18 protein-coding genes and 1 pseudogene are annotated in these 18335 nt (G+C 72.0%); 8 read left to right on the forward strand and 11 right to left on the reverse strand.

Going from position 1 to position 18335, the window contains the following annotated elements:
- Positions 1-138: pseudogene (locus ACZ7KX_RS34745) on the reverse strand (IS630 family transposase); the annotation flags it as partial.
- Positions 139-298: 160 nt separating this feature from the next.
- On the opposite strand from ACZ7KX_RS34745, the gene ACZ7KX_RS34750 reads away from it, so the two are divergent.
- On the forward strand, positions 299-475 hold the full coding sequence (locus ACZ7KX_RS34750; RefSeq protein WP_470329978.1) for an FAD-dependent oxidoreductase: 177 nt from the start codon (positions 299-301) through the stop codon (positions 473-475).
- A gap of 131 nt (positions 476-606) precedes the next feature.
- Here ACZ7KX_RS34750 and ACZ7KX_RS34755 read toward each other — a convergent pair whose 3' ends face one another.
- The 3 genes from ACZ7KX_RS34755 to ACZ7KX_RS34765 form a co-directional block, all read right to left on the reverse strand.
- On the reverse strand, positions 607-2019 hold the full coding sequence (locus tag ACZ7KX_RS34755) for an APC family permease (protein WP_470329979.1): 1413 nt from the start codon (positions 2017-2019) through the stop codon (positions 607-609).
- A 205-nt stretch (positions 2020-2224) separates the two neighbouring features.
- On the reverse strand, positions 2225-2323 hold the full coding sequence (locus tag ACZ7KX_RS34760) for an FAD-dependent oxidoreductase (RefSeq protein ID WP_470329980.1): 99 nt from the start codon (positions 2321-2323) through the stop codon (positions 2225-2227).
- A 383-nt stretch (positions 2324-2706) separates the two neighbouring features.
- Entirely contained in the window at positions 2707-3423 is a 717-nt protein-coding gene (locus ACZ7KX_RS34765; RefSeq protein ID WP_470329981.1) for a flavodoxin family protein, read from the reverse strand.
- Between the two features lie 370 nt (positions 3424-3793).
- On the opposite strand from ACZ7KX_RS34765, the gene ACZ7KX_RS34770 reads away from it, so the two are divergent.
- The 5 genes from ACZ7KX_RS34770 to ACZ7KX_RS34790 all read left to right on the forward strand — a co-directional run bounded on the left by ACZ7KX_RS34770 (position 3794) and on the right by ACZ7KX_RS34790 (position 8148).
- The gene (locus tag ACZ7KX_RS34770; RefSeq protein ID WP_470329982.1) at positions 3794-5074 is read left to right on the forward strand and encodes an ATP-binding protein; all 1281 of its coding nucleotides are present in this window, start codon (positions 3794-3796) and stop codon (positions 5072-5074) included.
- A gap of 186 nt (positions 5075-5260) precedes the next feature.
- On the forward strand, positions 5261-5452 hold the full coding sequence (locus tag ACZ7KX_RS34775) for a hypothetical protein (protein ID WP_470329983.1): 192 nt from the start codon (positions 5261-5263) through the stop codon (positions 5450-5452).
- Positions 5453-5455: 3 nt separating this feature from the next.
- A complete protein-coding gene (locus ACZ7KX_RS34780; RefSeq protein ID WP_470329984.1) occupies positions 5456-5803 on the forward strand; it encodes an ArsR/SmtB family transcription factor in 348 nt (115 codons plus the stop codon).
- The gene (locus ACZ7KX_RS34785; RefSeq protein WP_470329985.1) at positions 5800-7545 is read left to right on the forward strand and encodes a SulP family inorganic anion transporter; all 1746 of its coding nucleotides are present in this window, start codon (positions 5800-5802) and stop codon (positions 7543-7545) included. The genes ACZ7KX_RS34780 and ACZ7KX_RS34785 overlap by 4 nt, the downstream gene beginning before the upstream one ends.
- Before the next feature lie 255 nt (positions 7546-7800).
- Positions 7801-8148 (forward strand): ArsR/SmtB family transcription factor, encoded by a 348-nt coding sequence (locus tag ACZ7KX_RS34790; protein WP_470330066.1) that lies wholly within the window; start codon positions 7801-7803, stop codon positions 8146-8148.
- Between the two features lie 76 nt (positions 8149-8224).
- Here the strand turns inward: ACZ7KX_RS34790 and ACZ7KX_RS34795 are convergent, their stop codons facing one another.
- On the reverse strand, positions 8225-9370 hold the full coding sequence (locus ACZ7KX_RS34795) for an NADH:flavin oxidoreductase (protein ID WP_470329986.1): 1146 nt from the start codon (positions 9368-9370) through the stop codon (positions 8225-8227).
- Between the two features lie 260 nt (positions 9371-9630).
- Between ACZ7KX_RS34795 and ACZ7KX_RS34800 the strand changes: the two genes are divergently transcribed.
- On the forward strand, positions 9631-10779 hold the full coding sequence (locus ACZ7KX_RS34800; RefSeq protein WP_470329987.1) for a D-TA family PLP-dependent enzyme: 1149 nt from the start codon (positions 9631-9633) through the stop codon (positions 10777-10779).
- Positions 10780-10898: 119 nt separating this feature from the next.
- On the opposite strand, the gene ACZ7KX_RS34805 is transcribed toward ACZ7KX_RS34800, so the two are convergent.
- Complete coding sequence (locus ACZ7KX_RS34805; protein ID WP_470329988.1) at positions 10899-11597, reverse strand: hypothetical protein; 699 nt, start codon at positions 11595-11597, stop codon at positions 10899-10901.
- Positions 11598-11809: 212 nt separating this feature from the next.
- Between ACZ7KX_RS34805 and ACZ7KX_RS34810 the strand changes: the two genes are divergently transcribed.
- Positions 11810-12238, forward strand: coding sequence for a hypothetical protein (locus ACZ7KX_RS34810; protein WP_470330067.1), 429 nt, complete (start codon positions 11810-11812; stop codon positions 12236-12238).
- Between the two features lie 100 nt (positions 12239-12338).
- On the opposite strand, the gene ACZ7KX_RS34815 is transcribed toward ACZ7KX_RS34810, so the two are convergent.
- The 5 genes from ACZ7KX_RS34815 to ACZ7KX_RS34835 are packed head-to-tail and all read right to left on the reverse strand — an operon-like array spanning position 12339 to position 18127.
- Complete coding sequence (locus tag ACZ7KX_RS34815; protein ID WP_470329989.1) at positions 12339-13115, reverse strand: 3-oxoacyl-ACP reductase; 777 nt, start codon at positions 13113-13115, stop codon at positions 12339-12341.
- Positions 13112-14485, reverse strand: a complete 1374-nt coding sequence (locus ACZ7KX_RS34820; RefSeq protein WP_470329990.1) for an aldehyde dehydrogenase family protein — start codon at positions 14483-14485, stop codon at positions 13112-13114. The genes ACZ7KX_RS34815 and ACZ7KX_RS34820 overlap by 4 nt, the downstream gene beginning before the upstream one ends.
- A complete protein-coding gene (locus ACZ7KX_RS34825) occupies positions 14482-15210 on the reverse strand; it encodes a gamma-glutamyl-gamma-aminobutyrate hydrolase family protein (protein WP_470329991.1) in 729 nt (242 codons plus the stop codon). Before ACZ7KX_RS34825 ends, ACZ7KX_RS34820 begins: the two co-directional genes overlap by 4 nt.
- Positions 15207-16565, reverse strand: coding sequence for a glutamine synthetase family protein (locus tag ACZ7KX_RS34830; protein ID WP_350520757.1), 1359 nt, complete (start codon positions 16563-16565; stop codon positions 15207-15209). Before ACZ7KX_RS34830 ends, ACZ7KX_RS34825 begins: the two co-directional genes overlap by 4 nt.
- Positions 16562-18127 carry an amino acid permease gene (locus ACZ7KX_RS34835; protein ID WP_470329992.1) on the reverse strand — a complete coding sequence of 522 codons (1566 nt, stop codon included), beginning with the start codon at positions 18125-18127 and terminating at the stop codon, positions 16562-16564. The genes ACZ7KX_RS34830 and ACZ7KX_RS34835 overlap by 4 nt, the downstream gene beginning before the upstream one ends.
- Between the last annotated feature and the right edge of the window lie 208 nt (positions 18128-18335).

Consider the following 18335-nt stretch of genomic DNA (forward strand, 5'->3'; position numbering starts at 1 on the left):
GCTGCCCTCCGCACACGCCAGAACGATCCGTGCCCGCAGGGCCAGCCCCTGCGCGGTCGTCCTGCGTTTCACCCAGCACTGCAACACCTGCCGCTCCGCCTCGGAGAGCACAAGCGGCTCCAGCCTGCTGTCACCCACGCACCCCAGCACACCGCGCTCGCAGTCCCGGCCGCAGCCGTTCCCCGGAACTCGGTACGCACGGCAACTCATGTGGCGACGAACCGACTCCGAACCAGCTCACTAGCTCCGGCCCGCGGGGGCGCCTGGGCGAGCGCCGGATCATCACAACATCACCCCAATGGGTGCACATTCGTACGACAAGGTCGGCTCGATGCCGGCGATGCGGGACCAGCTCGCGGCCCGTATCGCCGGGCGTGTCCAATTCGCGGGCGAGGCCACGCACCGGTCCTCCTTCGCGACCGTCCACGGCGCCTACCTCTCCGGCATCCGCGCAGCCAAGGAGATCGCCGGCTGAGGAGACGTTGACCGGCCTCTGAAGCACGTCGGTTGCTGCTGTCGTCGGACGTGCAGCCTTCGGAACGACCGGGTGCGGCGGGGGCCGGGGCGGTCTGGGATTCCAGACCGCCCCGACCCCGCGAAGGGCGGCTACGCCGGTGTTCCGGCGGCGCGCCGGTACCGGGTCATCGGGACGTACAGAAGTGCGCAGGCACCCATGGCGACGAGGCAGTAGATCACGGCCTTGGTGCCGTTCTCCGCGTATTGCTGCCAGGCGGCCCAGGCGCAGACCCCGGTGAGGGTCGCGGCAACGACGGCCAGTCCGACGGCTCCGCCGGGGAGTCGGTAGGGGCGCTCCAGGTGTGGTTCACGGAGGCGCAGGGCGATGAGAGCGGCGACCTCAAGCAGCAGCGTGATGTTGGTGAGGAAGACGTCGACGATGATCAGGTTGCTGAAGCTGCTGAGACAGAACAAGGCGTAGACCGCGGATGAACCGATGAGGGAAGCGACCGGCACCTGGCGACGCCTGCTCCTCCGAGCCACCCGGTTCGGGAGGAAGCCGTCCTGCGCCAGGACGAAGGGCACCCGAGCGCTGGAGGTGAGGAGGGCGGAGAACATCGCAGCCGAGGCCAGCATGCCGCCGGCCGTCACGGCGGTCTGCAGCCAGGGCCCGGCCAGTGTTCCGGCTGCGTCCGCGAAGGACCCGCTGTGCCAGCTCTTCCAGCCGGCAGGCCCCGCGGGGCCGAGCGTGAGCGCGGCAACTGCGGGGAGCAGATAGCCGGCCGCGATGGCCACGACGGATATGGCGAGTGCCTTCGGCAACTGGCGACGGGGATTCTCGATTTCACCGGTGTAGGCCGAGACGTTGTCCCAGCCGCTGTAGTTCCACATGGCAAGGAAGAGGCCCGCACCGAAGGCGTTGCCGACCGACTGGCCTGGTGTACTGGTCAGTTGGCTGACAGGGTTGACCTCGGTACCGATCATGTGTACATACCCGATGACGCTGAGCAGCAGCAACGGGGCAAGACAGATGACCGCCATCACGACGGAGAAACGGCCGACTCCGGCCGTTCCGGTGAGGTTGATCAGTACGCAGACGGTGATCACGCCAAGGCAGATGAACCAGTGCAGATCGAACTGGAGGCGGCCCGCAGTGAACAGCACGTGCCTCCCGGGGGCGGCCCAGTCGACCATGGACTGCAGGTAATCGGTGAACAGTACCGGGTAGACCGCCAGATCCACGAAGCCGCAGAGCCAGCTGAGCATGCCCTGCTGGAAACCCCAGAACCGCCCCAGCCCGCGCCGGACCCAGTGGTAGTAGCCGCCGTCGACCGGGATCGCCGTGCCGAGCTCGGCGCAGACCATGGCGTGCGGCACACCGTAAACGAGGGGCGTGACCAGCAGAAGGAGCACGCCGACACCCGGACCCGAGGTGGAGAAGAGGCCCTCGATTCCATAGGCCCCGCCGGAGACACTGAAGAAGATCAGCGCGACAAGGGGCGCGAGCTTGACGTTCCCGGACGAGGACGGGAGCGGTACCGCAGGAGCGGCTGCTGCGGTCACAGCAGTGACGTTCGGCGGCATACTTCACCTTGATCCAGCAGACGGGGCAATGAGCTGGGTGATTATCTCCACGGAGTCGCGAGGTGGCACATCCGGTTGGGGTCGGCAACTGCCTTCATTGCCGATCGCACGGAGTCGGAGACGGTCCCTGCGGTCCTGGTCCGGGCCGCCAGTGGCGGCGGTTACGCTTCCCCCGCCGAAGGCATCAGCCGACGATCTCCTTGGCCGCGCGGACACCGGACAGGTAGGCGCCATGGACGGTCGCGAACGACTGGCGACTGGTTGCTTCGCAGGCGAAGTGCACAGGCTTCCCGGCCGCATCAAGCCGACGGCCGGTCGAAGCCCAGGTGGGCTTGTGCCCGGTCTGGCTGCTCGCGCACCGGCACGAGTTCGAGGCGCTGGCGGCTTCGTCCTCCCGTCCGAACCCTGGTCACAGGCGCCGGACAGGCAGCGAATCGACTGTCCCGGCACGGCGGCCGCCCTCAGGAGTGCAGTCCGTCCAGCCGAACGTTTCCCCAGGTCAGAGCACCTGCCCGCGTGACTTCAGCGGGATGCCGGGCAGCTCCGGAGCGGGCAGTCGGGCGCCGTCGTAGATCCCGTCATCGGATCGGCCGATGAAGTTCCACCACGCGGCGATCAACGATCCCTGGTCGGCCCTCCGGCCCCGTCAGACAGATGACCGGCTGATCAGCGGTGTTCGGGGTTGTCGGAGTCGAAGCGGCAGCCGGCGTCCCACTCGGAGCGCTGGTTGCCGTGGGCGGGGATGCCTCCGGCGTCCTTGAGCATGCGGGCGAGGTGGAGCTGGTTCCAGGTCATGAAGGTGGTGTTGCGGTTGGTGAAGTCGTTGTCCGGGCCGCCGGAGCCGGGGTCGAGGTAGGAGGGCCCGGGGCCTGCTTCGCCGACCCAGCCGGCGTCGGCCTGCGGCGGGATGGTGTAGCCGAGGTGCTGGAGGCTGTAGAGGACGTTCATCGCGCAGTGCTTGGCGCCGTCCTCGTTGCCGGTGATCAGGCAGCCGCCGACCCGGCCGTAGTAGGCGTACTGGCCCTCGGAGTTGAGGATCGACGAGCAGGCGTACAGCCGCTCGATGACCTTCTTCATCACGGAGGAGTTGTCCCCGAGCCACACGGGTCCGGCCAGCGTGAGGATGTCGGCGGCCATCACCTGGGAGTAGATCACCGGCCACTCGTCGGTCTCCCAGCCGTGCTCGGTCATGTCCGGCCAGACGCCCGTCGCGATGTCGATGTCCACCGCGCGCAGGACGTCGACCTGGACACCCTGGCGTTCCAGGATGCCGGTGCTGACGTCGATCAGGCCCTGGGTGTGGCTGCGCTCCGGGGAACGCTTCAGCGTGCAGTTGATCACCAGGGCGCGCAGGTCGGCGTACGACGACGTCGGGTCCGGCACGAAGTCCTCCTCCAGGAGCCGTGGGAGCCCGGTCGGGTCGTGGTCGGGTCGTGGACTCCCCGCACAGCTCACCAGTCCGGTGTGGTGGGCGCCCGTGGAGCTGGGCCGGATGCCTGACGGCCGGCCGTTCGGCTGCCCTGCCGTTCGGCCGTCCTGCGGCTCCCGTCCGGCCGCAGCCGGCGGCGGCCACCGCCCGACTGCGCACCGCTACGGGCAGCGGGCCCGCCCGGTGCCGGCCGAGCGGTGTGTTCTGGTCGCCCGCCGCGACCGCCGCGCGGACAATGGCCCCGAGGGGGACCGGGGCGAGGGCAGCCCTCGCGGGCGCAGCGCACCGGGGCCGTGCAGGGGCTCGGGGGCCGAGGAGGAAGCCGTGCCAGTGTGGCACCTGCGGGACTTCCACGACGACGATCTGGACCAGGCGATCCAGCTGTGGGACCAGGGCCGGCACGCCGACCTGTCCCTCCCGGTCTTCCCCGTCTCCGACGTCGTCGCCGCGGCCCGCGGGGGACAGCCGGCCGTGGTCGCCCTGGTCGGGGAGGAGCTGGTCGGCATGGCGGTCGCCCGTGCCGAGGGCGAACGCGGATGGATCATGATCGTCGCCCTGTCCGGCGCGTGGCGCAACCGTGGCCTGGGCAGCGCGTTGATCACTCAGGTCGAACAACGTCTGCGGGCGAAGGGAGTGCGGCGGTTCAGTGCGGTCCTCACCCCCGGCTCGACCGGGACGGCGGCCCTGGAGAACTCCGGCTACCGCCAGGTGAGCGGGCTGGTCTACTACGAGAAGCTGGAACACCCGGACGCGGGAGACGCCGGGCTGCTCGCCCAGCTCGGCGGCCGGGTCATGCCGCACGGGCTGTGGGAGCGGCTCGCGGGGATGCACGCGGCCAAGGACGCCATCGAACGGCGGATCGTGCTCCCGCTCACCGAACCGGAGCTGGCCGAGAGCTACGGAGTCCGCCCGCCCAAGGCGGTCATCCTCTTCGGTCCGCCCGGAACCGGGAAGACCACGTTCGCCAAGGCGGTCGCCTCACGGCTGGGCTGGCCGTTCGTGGAGCTGTTCCCGTCCCGGCTGGCGGCCGACGCCGACGGGGCGCTCGCGGCCTCGCTGCGCGAGGTCTTCGCGGACCTCGCCGATCTCTCCAGCGTGCTGCTCTTCATCGACGAGGTCGAGGAGATCGCCGCCGCCCGCTCCGGCACCGCGGTCGACCCCGGACACGGTGTCACCAATGAGCTCCTCAAGCTCATCCCGGCGTTCCGCGACCACGACGACCGGCTGCTGATCTGCGCCACCAACTCGCTGCGCACCCTCGACTCGGCGTTCCTGCGGCCGGGCCGCTTCGACTACATCATCCCCGTCGGTCCGCCCGACGCCGTCGCGCGCGAGGCGATCTGGCGCCGGTACCTCGGGCCGAGCGCGCAGCGGGTCGATGTCGACAGGCTGGTCTCCGCCAGCGAGATGTTCACCCCCGCCGACATCGAGTACGCCGCCCGCAAGGGCTCCCAGCAGGCCTTCGAGAACGAGATCACCCACCGCACGGGGCTCCCCGCCGGCACCGACGACTTCCTCGCGGCGATCGCGGCCACGCGCCCCACCCTGACCGCGCAGGCCCTGGAGACCTTCAACGAGGACATCGAGCGCCACGTCCGCACCTGAGACCGGCGGACCCGGCGGACCAGGCGCGGGGGCAGTCGGGTGACCGTCCGCGCCCACGACTTGCGTTGATCGTGAGTTGAAGAATTCTTCATGTTCATAGATGCTGCATCCTTGGACGGAGAGGCTCCGTGCGGTCGGCCGCTGCGGTGCCCGGCCGCTGCGGAGGCAGATCGAGGAGGGGCGGCGATGAACGACGTGTTCCAGGAGGAGCTGCGCGAGCAGCCGGCCGAGGCCCGGCGGCTGCGTGTCCGGGCGGGGAAGGCCGGCGACGAGGACGGCGAGCAGGCGTACGCGGGCCGGGTGACGCAACTGCTGCGGATCGCCGCCCACCACGGGATCGCCGTGGAGCGCACGGCGAACGGCGAGCAGGAGGACTGAACGATGGCGGTCCCGCTGTACCAGGCCAAGGCGGAGTTCTTCCGTACGCTCGGCCACCCGGTCCGCATCCGGGTCCTGGAGCTGCTGCAGGACGGGCCGCTCCCGGTGCGCGAGCTGCTGGCCGCCATCGAGGTCGAGCCCTCGAACCTGTCCCAGCAGCTCGCCGTGCTGCGCCGCACCCAGCTGGTGACGGCCACCCGCGAGGGCAGCACCGTGCTCTACGCGCTGAGCACGCCGGACGTGGCCGAGCTGCTGCGCGCCGCCCGCCGGATCCTCACCGAGATGATCACGGACCAGGAAACGCTGCTCGCCGAGCTCCGCCGGCCCGGACATCAGGCCCACGGCGCATGAGCGGGACCTTCACGCACCACGCGCACCTGGCGGGTTCGAGGCTGCGCGCCGTGCTGCCGGACCGGGCGGCGCTGGCGACGATGGGACGCTCGCCGCGCAAGGACCTGGTGGCGGGGCTGACGGTGGCGATCGTCGCGCTGCCGCTGGCACTCGGCTTCGGCGTGGCGTCCGGCGCCGGGGCGGAGGCCGGACTCGCCACCGCCGTGGTGGCCGGTGCGCTGGCCGCGTTCTTCGGCGGCTCCAACCTCCAGGTGAGCGGGCCGACCGGGGCGATGACCGTCGTCCTGGTCCCGATCGTCCACCGGTACGGCACCGCCGGGGTCCTCACCGTCGGCCTGATGTCCGGCATCCTGCTGATCGCCGCCGCGCTCGGCGGCGTCGGCCGCTTCATGGCCTACGTGCCGGCCCCCGTGGTCGAGGGCTTCACCGTGGGGATCGCCGCAGTGATCGGTCTCCAGCAGCTCCCGGCGGCCCTCGGTGTCCCGGGGCCCGGTGCGGAGAACGTCGTGGTCTCCGCCTGGCACGCGGTCGCCGACTTCGCGCACGACCCGCGCCCGGTGTCGCTCGCGCTCGCGGGCGGCGTCGCCCTGATCATGCTCCTCGGCGCCCGGCTGCGCCCCGGTGTGCCGTTCTCGTTGCTCGCGGTGGTCACCGCCACGCTGGTGACGGGCCTGGTCGGCCTGGACGCGGCGACGATCGGGCACCTGCCCACCGGGCTGCCCGCACCCTCGCTCGGCTTCCTCGACCTCGGCTCGGTGCCGCACCTGGCCGGCGCAGCGCTGGCCGTGGCCGCCCTCGCGGCGCTTGAGTCGCTGATGTCGGCGACCGCGGCGGACGCGATGAGCGTCTCGGAGCGGCACGACAGCGACCGCGAACTCTTCGGTCAGGGCGTCGCCAACCTCGTCGCCCCGCTGTTCGGCGGTGTCGCCGCGACCGGCGCGATCGCCCGTACTGCCGTCAACGTCCGCTCCGGTGCGGCCTCCCGGCTCGCCGCCCTCGTCCACGCCGCGGTGCTCGCCGTGGTGGTGTTCGCCGCCGCTCCGCTGGTGGCGGGAATCCCGCTGGCCGCGCTCGCCGGCGTGCTGATCGCCACCGCCGTCCGCATGGTCGAGGTGGCCTCGCTGCGCGCGCTGGCCCGCAGCGGCCGGGGGGAGGCCGCGATCCTGGCCCTGACCGCCACCGCGACGCTGGCCTTCGACCTGGTCACCGCCGTCGTCGTCGGTCTGCTGGTTGCCGGTGCCCTCGCCCTGCGCCAGGTCGCCCGGTCCGCCGTGCTCACCAGGGTGCCGCTGCACGAGGGCCTGCCGCCGGCCGACCACCACGCCGAGGAACAGGCCCTGCTCGCCGAGCACATCGTCGCCTACCGCCTCGACGGCCCGCTGTTCTTCGCCGGCGCCCACCGCTTCCTGCTCGAACTCGCCGAGACCGGCGACGTCGGGGCCGTGATCCTGCGCCTGTCCCGGGTCAGCGCCATCGACGCCACGGGAGCCCTCGTGCTGGGCGACGCCATCGCCAAGCTGGAGCGGCGCGGCATCCTCGTCCTGGTCTCCGGTGTCAAGGGCGACCACCTGAGCACCCTGGACGCCCTGGGCGTCCTCGACGCTCTTCACGCCGAGCACCGGGTCTTCGCCGCCACCCCCGATGCCATCGGCTACGCCCGACAGCACCTGAAGGGCGTCCTGCCCGGTCGCCGCGACCCGGAAGGCGCACCGACGACCACCGGCCGGGGGGCGAGCGGATGAGCGGGTGAGCGTGGCCGCCCCGGCGTCGGTTCCGGGGCGGCCACGTCGCGACAGACGCTTCCGGAGCCTGTCGTGTTGCGTAGCTTAGCAGTTGCTAATATTGGCAAATAGCCCCGGGCCGACCGCCCTCGCCCCACGCTGACCAGGCCGTTCGACCACGTTGCTACAGTCTCCACCGATGAAGCCAAGCCCAACCAGCGTCCGGCAGGGGCGGTGAATCCCATGACGGCCGACTCGCCGCGCAGGCCCTCGGTCATCGCCGTGCCGCTCTACCAGCACAAGGCCGAGTTCTTCAAAACCCTCGGTCACCCCGTGCGCATCCGCGTCCTGGAGCTCCTGAGCGAACGCGAGCACGCCGTCGCCGAACTGCTGCCCGAGGTCGGCGTCGAGCCGGCCCACCTCTCCCAGCAGCTCGCCATCCTGCGCCGCGCCGGCGTGGTGGTCTCCCACCGCGAGGGCGCCGCCGTCGTCTACCGGCTCACCAGCCCCGAGATCGGCGAACTCCTGGCCGTCGCCCGAGTCATCCTCGCCGCCCTGCTGACCGACCGCGCCGGACTCCTCGACGACCTGCGCCCCGGGGCCGGTCCCACGCCCGACGGCTGATCCGCGGCGGGCAGAGCTCACCGAACCCCCTGCTCCCGGTGCCCCGCCCGGCCGGGCGGGGCACCGGGAGGGGTGGTCAGCTGAGGGTGCGGACTGCGGCGGCGTCGTAGGGGAGCAGGTCGGCGAAGCGGCCGGAGAGGACCTTGGCGGCCCACTGCGGGTCCTGGAGGAGGGCGCGGCCGACGGCGACCAGGTCGAACTCGTCGCGCTCCAGGCGGTCGAGCAGGTTGTCGATGCCCTGGACCGGGGCGCCCTCGCCCATGAACGCGCGGACGAAGTCGCCGTCGAGGCCGACCGAGCCGACGGTGATGGTGGGGCGGCCGGTGAGCTTCCGGGTCCAGCCGGCCAGGTTGAGGTCCGAGTCGTCGAACTCGGGGAGCCAGTAGCGGCGGGTCGAGGCGTGGAAGGCGTCGACGCCGGCGTCGGCGAGCGGGGTGAGGATCGCCTCCAGCTCCTGCGGGGTCTCGGCGAGGCGGGCGTCGTAGTTCTCCGACTTCCACTGCGAGTAGCGGAAGATCACCGGGAACTCCGGCGAGACGGCGGCGCGCACCGCGGCGACGAGCTCGGCCGTGAACTTCGTCCGGGCGACCGGGTCGCCGCCGTACTCGTCGGTGCGGCGGTTGGTGCCCGCCCACAGGAACTGGTCGAGCAGGTAGCCGTGGGCGCCGTGCAGCTCGACGCCGTCGAAGCCGATCCGCTCGGCGGCCGCGGCGGCCTCGGCGAACGCGCCGATGACGGCGTCCAGGTCGGCGCGGGTCATCGCCCGGCCCGTTCCCTCGGTGCCGTCCAGGCGGATGCCGGACGGGCCGACGGCGGGGGCGTCGGCGACCGGCGGGTCGCCCTGCTTGCGCACCATCCCGATGTGCCAGAGCTGCGGCACGATGGTGCCGCCCGCCGCGTGGACGTCCTCGGCGACGCGGGCCCACCCGGCCAGCTGCTCCTCGCCGTGGAAGCGCGGGATGTCGTCGGTCTGGCCGGCGGACTCGTGGCCGACGTACGTCCCCTCGGTGACGATCAGGCCGACGCCCGCGGCGGCGCGGCGGGCGTAGTACGAGCGGACGTCCTCGCCGGGCACGCCGCCCGGGGAGAACCTGCGGGTCATCGGCGCCATCACGATGCGGTTGGGCACGGTCAGCCCGTTGATCGTGACGGGCCGGGACAGGATCTCGGCCGCGCGGGAGGAGGCGGGCTCGGTGGACGGGACGGGCTCGGTGACGGTCATGGGGATCCTCGCGGGTACCGGTGGTGTGCGCCGGAGCGGAAACGGTTGCCCGTGCCAACCACCTCCACGGCTTCGGCATTTCGTCGGCCGCGCGGCTCCCGCTGTGATCCGCGCCACTGCCCGCCGCTGCGGGCCGGTGGGCTCGGCCGTCGTACGTCGACCGCTCGGTCGGACGGGCGGACGGACGGAGCGGACGGGGGTGACCGTCCTCGACATGTCGGCGATCATGTCCGGTGCGGTTCGAATCGAAAGGAACGCAGATGAGCGGAATCCCGGCGGAGATCGACACTCCGGACATCGTGGTCGACCTGGACGTGCTCGAACGGAACATCGAGCGCATGGCAGCGGCACTGCGGGCCAAGGGCCTGCGGCTGCGTCCCCACGCCAAGACCCACAAGATGCCGGAGATCGCCGCGCGGCAGCTCGCGGCGGGGGCGGTCGGGCTGACGGTGGCGACCATCGGGGAGGCCGAGGTCTTCGCCGAGCACGGCGCCACCGACCTCTTCATCGCCTATCCGCTGTGGATCGGGCCCCGGCAGGCGGAGCGGTTGCGGCGGCTCGCCGGCACGGCGCGGATCGCGATCGGGGTGGACTCCGTCGAGGCGGCCGAGGCGGCGGGCCGCCACCTCGGCTCCGCGGCCGGCGACATCGAGGCCGTGGTGGAGATCGACAGCGGCCACCACCGCAGCGGCGTCCTCCCGGAGCAGGCCGTGGCGGTGGCCCGGGCGGCGGCCGGGGCGGGGCTCCGGGTCGGCGGAGTGTTCACCTTCCCGGGGCACAGCTACGCGCCGGGCATGCCCGTGAAGGCGGTCGAGGAGGAACAGCAGGCCCTCGGGCGGGCCGCCGGACTGCTGGCCGCCGACGGCTTCGAGATCACGCGGGTGAGCGGCGGATCCACCCCGACCGCGGAGCTGACCGGGGCTCCGGAGCCGACCTCGGAAGGGGCCGGGAGCGCGGAGGAGGGCGGGGCCCCGGCGCTGACCGAGGTGCGGCCGGGCGTCTACGTCTTCGGCGACGCCCAGCAGTTCGAACTCGGACGGTGCGCCCTCGCGGACATCGCGCTGACGGTCGCCGCGACCGTCGTCAGCCGGCACGAGGGGGACGACACCACGCCCCGGCGGGTGGTCCTGGACGCGGGCAGCAAGGTCCTCGGCGGTGACCGGCCCGCCTGGGCGACCGGCTTCGGCCGGCTCATGGACCACCCCGAGGCCCGCATCACGGCGCTCTCCGAGCACCACGCCACCGTGGTCTGGCCCGACGGCGGCGACCTGCCCGGGCTGGGGGAGCGGCTGCGGGTGGTCCCCAACCACGTCTGTGTCGCGGTGAACCTCGTCGACGACGTCGCGGTGGTCCGGGCCGGCGAGCTCGTGGACCGCTGGCGCGTGGCCGCCCGCGGCAGGAACGCCTGACCGGGGCAATCCCCCGGCGGGTCGCCCGGCAGCGGGTGCCACCACCCGCGTGGTGGCGCCGGCTGCTCGGGTGGGCCGCCCGCACGACTGCGGGGCCCCGGGTCACGGCGGACCTCGCGTCACTGCAGGATGTTGATCGCGCGGGCGATCACCAGGGTGCCCAGGATGAGCGAGCTCGCGGCCTCCACCATCATCAGCAGTTTGGCCCACCTCCTGATCGCGGAGACGTCGGTGGGGCTGAAGGCGGTCGCGGTCCAGAAGGACAGCGACAGGTAGTCGGCGAAGACCGGCACCCAGCCGGCCGACGCGTAGGCCTTGTGCTGCATCTCGGGGAAGACGAACGCGGGCTTCGCGTCGGGCCGGTGGGCGCGGGCGGCGGCGCCGCCGCGGTCCAGGTCCCAGTACCAGAGTGCGAAGGAGATCACGTTCGTCACCGCGGTCACGCCGCCGGTGGCCAGCAGGCCGGTGGCGTTGTTGGCGAACAGCTTGTTGTTGGTGAGGATGTCCGTCACCAGGTGGACGCCCGCGAACAGGTTCGACGCGGTGACGAAGGCGATCAGGGCCTCGGTGACCAGGCGCAGCCAGGTCTTCTGACGGTCGATCCGCCCGGGGTCACCGATGACCAGCACCGCCAGCAGTGCGAACATGACCAGCGGAACCACCCAGATCGGCTCCACCCGGTACGTCGCGGGCAGCGCCACGTGGAGCAGCGCGGCGGTCGCGACGGCCAGCGCCACCGGCCACCAGTGCTCGCCGCGTTCGCCGGCCGGAGCGGGTGTCCCCGGCGGGGGACCGGCCGGGTCGGGGCTTGGTGGCATGCCTCATTCTGACCTCGCGGGTCGGCTGCGCCGGGTTGCGGCCCGCCGCGTGCCGCGCGGCACATGATCGCCGACTGTTACGCGGTGGTGACGTTCCGTCCACAACCGATCGGTGGACACCGGGCGTCCCTAGGGATGGCAGACCCCGAACGGCCGTATCCACGCCGTCGGGCCGGACAACCACCTCCCCTCGAAAGGGGTGCACACCCGTGATCGTCTCCAAGCGGAACTCCCTGCGCCTGGCCGCCGTGGCCACCCTCGGCGTGCTGTCCCTCGGGCTGGCGGGCACCGCCATGGCCGCCGCCCCCGTCGCCCAGCCCGCCGTCGTCGTCGCCCAGTCGGCCGCCGTCGCGCAGCCCGCCGTGGCGCACGCCGCCATCACCGCCAAGCCGTCGGTCTCCTCCGTCCCGGCGTGGCAGCTGTTCCGCGTCACCGGCACGACCACCGGTCTCCGGGCGGGCAGCAAGGTGACCCTGCAGCAGAAGCAGCACGGCACCTGGGTCACGCTGCCGGCCTCCGTCACCACCGCCCGCAACGGCTCCTACTCGCTCGGCGTGAAGCTCGGCCTCAAGGGCCTGAACGAGCTGCGCACCGTCAGCGGCGACACCGCCTCCCCGGTCTTCACCGTCACCGTGCGCTGACCCGGGCCCCGCTGACCCGCTGACCCGCTGATCCGTTGACCCGCGGGAACGCGGGAAGGGGCGTCCGTTCCGGCGGACGCCCCTTCCCGCGTGCGGCCTGCTACTGCGGCGTCACGTAGGCGCCGGAGATGCCTCCGTCGACGAGGAAGGTGTTGGCGGTCATGAAGGACGAGTCGTCGGAGGCGAGGAAGGCGACCGCGGCGGCGATCTCCTCGGGCTCGGCGAAGCGGCCGAGCGGGATGTGGACCAGGCGGCGGGCGGCCCGCTCCGGGTCCTTGGCGAACAGTTCCTGCAGCAGCGGGGTGTTCACCGGGCCGGGGCACAGGGCGTTGACCCGGATGCCCTCGCGGGCGAACTGCACGCCCAGCTCGCGGGACATCGCCAGCACGCCGCCCTTGGAGGCGCTGTAGGAGATCTGCGAGGTGGCCGCGCCCATCACGGCGACGAAGGAGGCGGTGTTGATGATCGAGCCCTTGCCCTGGCGCTGCATGTGCGGGATCGCGTACTTGCAGCACAGGTAGACGCTGGTCAGGTTGACCTCCTGGACCCGCTTCCAGGCGTCCAGGCCGGTGGTGAGGATGGAGTCGTCGTCCGGCGGGGAGATGCCCGCGTTGTTGAAGGTGATGTCGAGCCGGCCGTACTCGTCGACGGCCCGCTGGAAGAGGTCGCGCACCGCGTCCTCGTCGGTGACATCGGCCTGGATGAACAGGCCGCCGACCTCGTTCGCCGCCTTGGCGCCGGTCTCGGGGTCGAGGTCGACGCAGACCACCTTCGCCCCCTCGGTGGCGAAGCGGCGGGCGGTGGCCAGGCCGATGCCGCTGCCCGCGCCGGTGATGACGGCCACCCGGCCGTCGAGTCGCTGGGTCATGGTGATCATTCCTCCGTGGAGATGAAGACGTTCTTGGTCTGGGTGAAGGCGTCCAGGGCGTCCGGGCCGAGTTCGCGGCCGAGGCCGGACTGCTTGAAGCCGCCGAAGGGCGTGGTGTAGCGCACCGAGGAGTGCGAGTTGACGGAGAGGTTGCCGGCCTCCACGCCGCGCGAGACCCGCAGGGCCCGCCCGACGTCCCTGGTCCAGATGGAGCCGGACAGCCCGTACTCGGTGGCGTTCGCGATGCGCAGGGCGTCCTCCTCGTCGCGGAACGGGACGACCGCGACGACCGGGCCGAAGATCTCCTCGGTGAAGGCGCGGTCGTCGTGCCCCACCGGCGCGAGGACGGTCGGCGGGTACCAGAAGCCGGGCCCGTCGGGGGCGCTGCCGCGGAAGGCGACGGCCGACCCGTCCGGGACGTAGGAGGCGACGCGCTCCCGGTGGGCGGCGGAGATCAGCGGCCCCATCTCGGTCTTCTCGTCGGCCGGGTCGCCGACCCGCACGCCGCGGACGGCCGGCTCCAGGAGCGCCAGGAAGTCGTCCAGGACGGTTGCCTCGACCAGGATCCGGGAGCGGGCGCAGCAGTCCTGGCCGGCGTTGTCGAAGACGGCGTACGGCGCGGTCGCGGCGGCCTTGGCGAGGTCGGCGTCGGCGAAGACGATGTTGGCGCTCTTGCCGCCGAGTTCGAGGGTGACGGGCTTCACCTGGGCGGCGCAGCCCGCCATGATCTCCTTCCCGACCCGGGTCGAGCCGGTGAACACGACCTTGCGCACGTCGGGGTGGGTGACGAAGCGCTGTCCGACGACCGGGCCGCGGCCGGGCAGGACCTGCAGCACGCCCTCCGGGATCCCGGCCTGTAGGGCGAGTTCGCCGAGGCGCAGGGCGGTGAGCGGGGTGAGTTCGGCGGGCTTGACGATGACGGTGTTGCCGGCCGCCAGCGCCGGGGCGAGGGCCCAGGCGGCGATCGGCATGGGGAAGTTCCACGGCACGATGACGCCGACCACGCCGATCGGTTCCTGGAAGGTGACGTCGATGCCGCCGGCGACGGGGATCTGCCGGCCGAACAGCCGCTCGGGCGCGGCGGCGTAGTACTCGATGACGTCCCGCGCGTTGCCCGCCTCCCAGCGGGCGTTGCCGATGGTGTGGCCGGCGTTGGCGACCTCCAGGGCGGCGAGGTGGTCGCGGTCGGCGTCGACGGCGGCGGCGAAGGCGCGCAGCAGCCGGGCCCGGTCGGCGGGGGCGACCCGGCGCCAGGTGTCGAAGGCGGCGCGGGCGCGGGCGACGGCGGCGTCGGTCTCGGCGAGGCCGGCCAGTTCGACGGTGGTGATCACCTCCTCGGTGGCGGGGTTGACGACCTCGTAGAGGTCCGGTTCGGTCATGGAGCTGTCTCCCTGTGCGTGGAGGTGGTCTGGCCGGCGGCGACCAGGGCCTGGAACAGGCGCAGGTCGTCGGGGTTGGTCTCGGGGTGCCACTGGACGCCCAGCGCGAAGCGGTGGCCCGCCAGTTCGAGTGCCTCGACGGTGCCGTCGGCGCTGCGGGCGGTGACCTGCAGACCGGCGCCGAGCCGGTCGACGGCCTGGTGGTGGTAGCAGGAGACCTCGGTGGTCGGCCCCAGGACGTCGGCGAGCCGGCTGCCCGCCACCAGGGCGACCCGGTGGCGGACGTAGCGGGCGGGGACGGTCTGGTGGCTCCCGTCGGGCAGGTGCTGGAGCAGGGTGCCGCCGAGTTCGACGTTGAGCAGCTGCATGCCGCGGCAGACGCCGAGCACCGGAAGGTCCCGGCTCAGGGCGGTGTGCAGGAGCGTGCTCTCCCAGTCGTCGCGGGCGTGGTGCGGCGGGCCGGTGCGCGGGTCCGCGTCCGTCGCGTACCGGGCCGGGTCGACGTCCGGGCCGCCGGCCAGCACGAGTCCGTCCAGGGCGTCGAGCAGGTGGTCGGTGCCGCCGGGCTGGGGCGGCAGCAGCACCGGGGTGCCGCCCGCGCGGACGACGGCGTCGACGTACGTCTGGGGCACGAGGGAGGCGCGCTGGTGCCAGACGGACCACGCGGCGTCGTCCTGGTAGCTGGTGATGCCGATCAGCGGTCGTCGGCGGTTGTCGCGCGTCACAGCCGCTCGAATCCGCGGCGCCGCTCCCAGTCGGTCACCGCCCGCTCGTAGGAGGCCAGTTCGGTGCGTCCGGCGTGGGTGTAGTGCCGGACGACGTCCTTGCCGAAGGCTTCGGTGGCGACGGCGCTGCGTTCGAACGCGTCGACCGCGTCGCGCAGGGTGGCGGGCACCCGGGGCGCGGCGGAGGCGTACGCGTTGCCGGTGAACTCCGGTTCGAGTTCGAGCTGCTGCTCGACCCCGTGCAGTCCGGCGGCGATCAGGGCGGCGACCGCGAGGTACGGGTTGACGTCGCCGCCGGGGACGCGGTTCTCGAAGCGCAGCGACTGGCCGTGGCCGACGACGCGCAGGGCGCAGGTGCGGTTGTCCCGCCCCCAGGCGATGGCGGTGGGCGCGAAGCTGCCGGGCACGTAGCGCTTGTAGGAGTTGACGGTGGGGGCGAGCAGCAGGGCGAAGTCGGCCAGGCAGGCGAGCTGTCCGGCGAGGAAGTGCTCCATGGTGCGGGAGAAGCCGTGCGGGCGGTCACCGGCGAACACCGGGGCGCCCTGCTCGTCGCGCAGGCTCAGGTGGATGTGGCAGGAGTTGCCCTCGCGTTCGTCGTACTTCGCCATGAACGTGAGGCTGCAGCCCTCCTGGGCGGCGATCTCCTTGGCGCCGGTCTTGTAGACGGAGTGGTCGTCGCAGGTGGTGAGGGCGTCGGCGTACTTGAAGGCGATCTCGTGCTGGCCGAGGTTGCACTCGCCCTTGGCGGACTCGACGGTGAGGCCGGCCCCGGCCATGCCGTTGCGCAGCCTGCGCAGCAGGGGCTCGATCCGGCCGGTGCCGAGGATGGAGTAGTCCACGTTGTACTGGTTGGCCGGGGTGAGCCGGGTGTAGTCCTTGTCCCAGGCCTGTTCGTAGCTGTCCCGGAAGACGATGAACTCCAGCTCGGTGGCGGCGTGGGCCTGCCAGCCGTAGCCGGCCAGCCGGTCGAGCTGGCGCTGCAGGATCTGGCGGGGGGAGACGGCGACCGGGGTGCCGTCGTGGTGGACGACGTCGCACTGGACCATGACGGTGGCGGGGTGCCAGGGGATGGTCCGCAGGGTGGCGAGGTCGGGGCGCAGCGTCAGGTCGCCGTAGCCGTTCTCCCAGGAGGAGACCTCGTACCCGTCGACGGTGTTCATGTCGACGTCGACGGCCAGCAGGTAGCCGCAGCCCTCCGCGGCGCCGGGCACGACGTCGGCGAGGAAGTACTCGGCGGCGACGCGTTTGCCCTGGAGACGCCCCTGCATGTCGGTCATGGCGAGCACGACGGTGTCGACGGACCCGTCGGCGACGCGGGTGCGCAGCTCGTCGAGGGTGAGCCGGGGGCGGGTCATCGGACCTCCAGTTCGGTGTCCAGTGCGTCGGGGTCGGACGGGGTGCCGTGGACGTGCGGCCCGGTGAACCAGTGCCGGGCGGAGACCAGCCACCAGATGCCGGCGAAGCCGACCACGACGGCCACCGCGACGGGTGTGTAGTTGAAGCTCTCGGCGGTGATCGGGCTTGCGGTGGGGAGCATGAACAGGACGGTGATCACCGCGGTCCAGACGACCGCGACGATGCCGATCGGCCGGCTCCACCGTCCCAGGTGCCAGGGCCCGCGCTGGAAGTCCTCGCCCTGGCGCAGCCGCAGGTACACCGGGATGACGTAGGAGATGTACAGGCCGATGACGGAGATGGAGGTCACGGCGGTGTACGCGGTGGTGTTCCAGAGTGCGGGCAGTCCGAGCAGCAGGGCACCACCGGTCGCGAGCCAGACCGCGTTGGTCGGGGTCTGGGTGCGCGGGTCGATGCGGTGCCACAGGCGGGAGCCGGGCAGTGCGCCGTCCCGGGAGAAGGCGTAGATCATGCGGGAGTTGGCGGTGACGGAGGCCATCCCGCAGAAGAACTGGGCGCCGATGACGATCAGCAGCAGGACCTGGGCGCCGCCGTCGCCGATCGCGTCGATGAAGATCTGCGCGGGCGGGACCTGGGTGTCGCTGTTGAGCGCGCCGTCGTAGTCGCGGATCGCGAAGGTGATGCCGAGCAGCAGGATCCAGCCCGCCGCCAGGGAGACGGTGATGGCGTTGACGATGCCGCGGGGGCCGGAGCGGGCGGCGTCGTGGGTCTCCTCGGTCATGTGCGCGGAGGCGTCGTAGCCGGTGAGGGTGTACTGCGCCATCAGCAGGCCGATCATCGCCACGTAGAACTGGTTGTGGAAGCCGGTCCCGTTGACGAACTCGGTGAGCACGAAGGAGGCCGAGGCGTGCTGGTCGGGGAGTACGGCGAGCGCGCCGACGATGATCGCGACGCCCACCAGGTGCCACCACACGGACACGCTGTTGAGGACGGCGACCAGGCGCACCCCGCGGGTGTTGAGCAGGCCGTGCACCAGCAGGATGACGGCGAAGATCTCCATGGTGTGCGCGGGGCTGGCCTCGATCCCGAAGCGCAGCGTGAGGAAGGCGTTGGTGAAGAACGCGGCGCCGAAGTCGACGCCCGCGGTCACCGCGACCTGGCCGAGGAAGTTGAACCAGCCGGTGAACCAGCTCCACGCCGGGCCGCGGGTGCGGGTCAGCTTGGCCGCCCAGTAGTAGAGCCCGCCGGCCGTCGGGTAGCTGGAGCAGATCTCGGCCATGGCGAGCCCGACGCAGAGCGTGAGCAGGCCGACCACCGGCCAGCCCCAGATGATCAGGGCCGGGCCCCCGGTCTTCATGCCCGTCCCGTACAGGGTCAGGCAGCCGGAGAGGATCGAGACGATGGAGAAGGAGACGGCGAAGTTGGAGAAGCCCGACATCGAGCGGGCCAGTTCCTGGGTGTAGCCCAGCTCGCGGAGCCGTTGTTCGTCGGCGGAAACGGGAGCGGCGTTCTGCGGAAACTTTTCGGGGGCAGGCTGGTCGGGTGAGCGTGCGTCGGTCATGGGCACCCCTGGGGGTTGAGGGTGTGCCGGGGAGCACAGGGCCACGACGGCGTGGCACGGTCGCCCCGACGGGTTCGACGGTCGGACGGCTCGTCAATGGTCTGGAATCAGTCCATTGGGTGGGTGAGCAGCATCGTTCCGGCTGCATCGGGGCCGCGTCAAGAGAAACGGGGGAACAGGTGCCGGAAACCGGTCCGTAGGTACGATT

The sequence above is a fragment of the Kitasatospora sp. NPDC038210 genome (assembly GCF_055600605.1).

What these genes read in the sequence shown, in the direction of transcription:
- ACZ7KX_RS34750 (WP_470329978.1), top strand. Translation starts at nt 299, where the DNA reads ATGGGTGCACATTCGTACGACAAGGTCGGCTCGATGCCGGCGATGCGG.
- ACZ7KX_RS34775 (WP_470329983.1), top strand. Translation starts at nt 5,261, where the DNA reads ATGAACGACGTGTTCCAGGAGGAGCTGCGCGAGCAGCCGGCCGAGGCC.
- ACZ7KX_RS34780 (WP_470329984.1), top strand. Translation starts at nt 5,456, where the DNA reads ATGGCGGTCCCGCTGTACCAGGCCAAGGCGGAGTTCTTCCGTACGCTC.
- ACZ7KX_RS34785 (WP_470329985.1), top strand. Translation starts at nt 5,800, where the DNA reads ATGAGCGGGACCTTCACGCACCACGCGCACCTGGCGGGTTCGAGGCTG.
- ACZ7KX_RS34795 (WP_470329986.1), bottom strand. Translation starts at nt 9,370, where the DNA reads ATGACCGTCACCGAGCCCGTCCCGTCCACCGAGCCCGCCTCCTCCCGC.
- ACZ7KX_RS34800 (WP_470329987.1), top strand. Translation starts at nt 9,631, where the DNA reads ATGAGCGGAATCCCGGCGGAGATCGACACTCCGGACATCGTGGTCGAC.
- ACZ7KX_RS34805 (WP_470329988.1), bottom strand. Translation starts at nt 11,597, where the DNA reads ATGCCACCAAGCCCCGACCCGGCCGGTCCCCCGCCGGGGACACCCGCT.
- ACZ7KX_RS34815 (WP_470329989.1), bottom strand. Translation starts at nt 13,115, where the DNA reads ATGATCACCATGACCCAGCGACTCGACGGCCGGGTGGCCGTCATCACC.
- ACZ7KX_RS34820 (WP_470329990.1), bottom strand. Translation starts at nt 14,485, where the DNA reads ATGACCGAACCGGACCTCTACGAGGTCGTCAACCCCGCCACCGAGGAG.
- ACZ7KX_RS34830 (WP_350520757.1), bottom strand. Translation starts at nt 16,565, where the DNA reads ATGACCCGCCCCCGGCTCACCCTCGACGAGCTGCGCACCCGCGTCGCC.
- ACZ7KX_RS34835 (WP_470329992.1), bottom strand. Translation starts at nt 18,127, where the DNA reads ATGACCGACGCACGCTCACCCGACCAGCCTGCCCCCGAAAAGTTTCCG.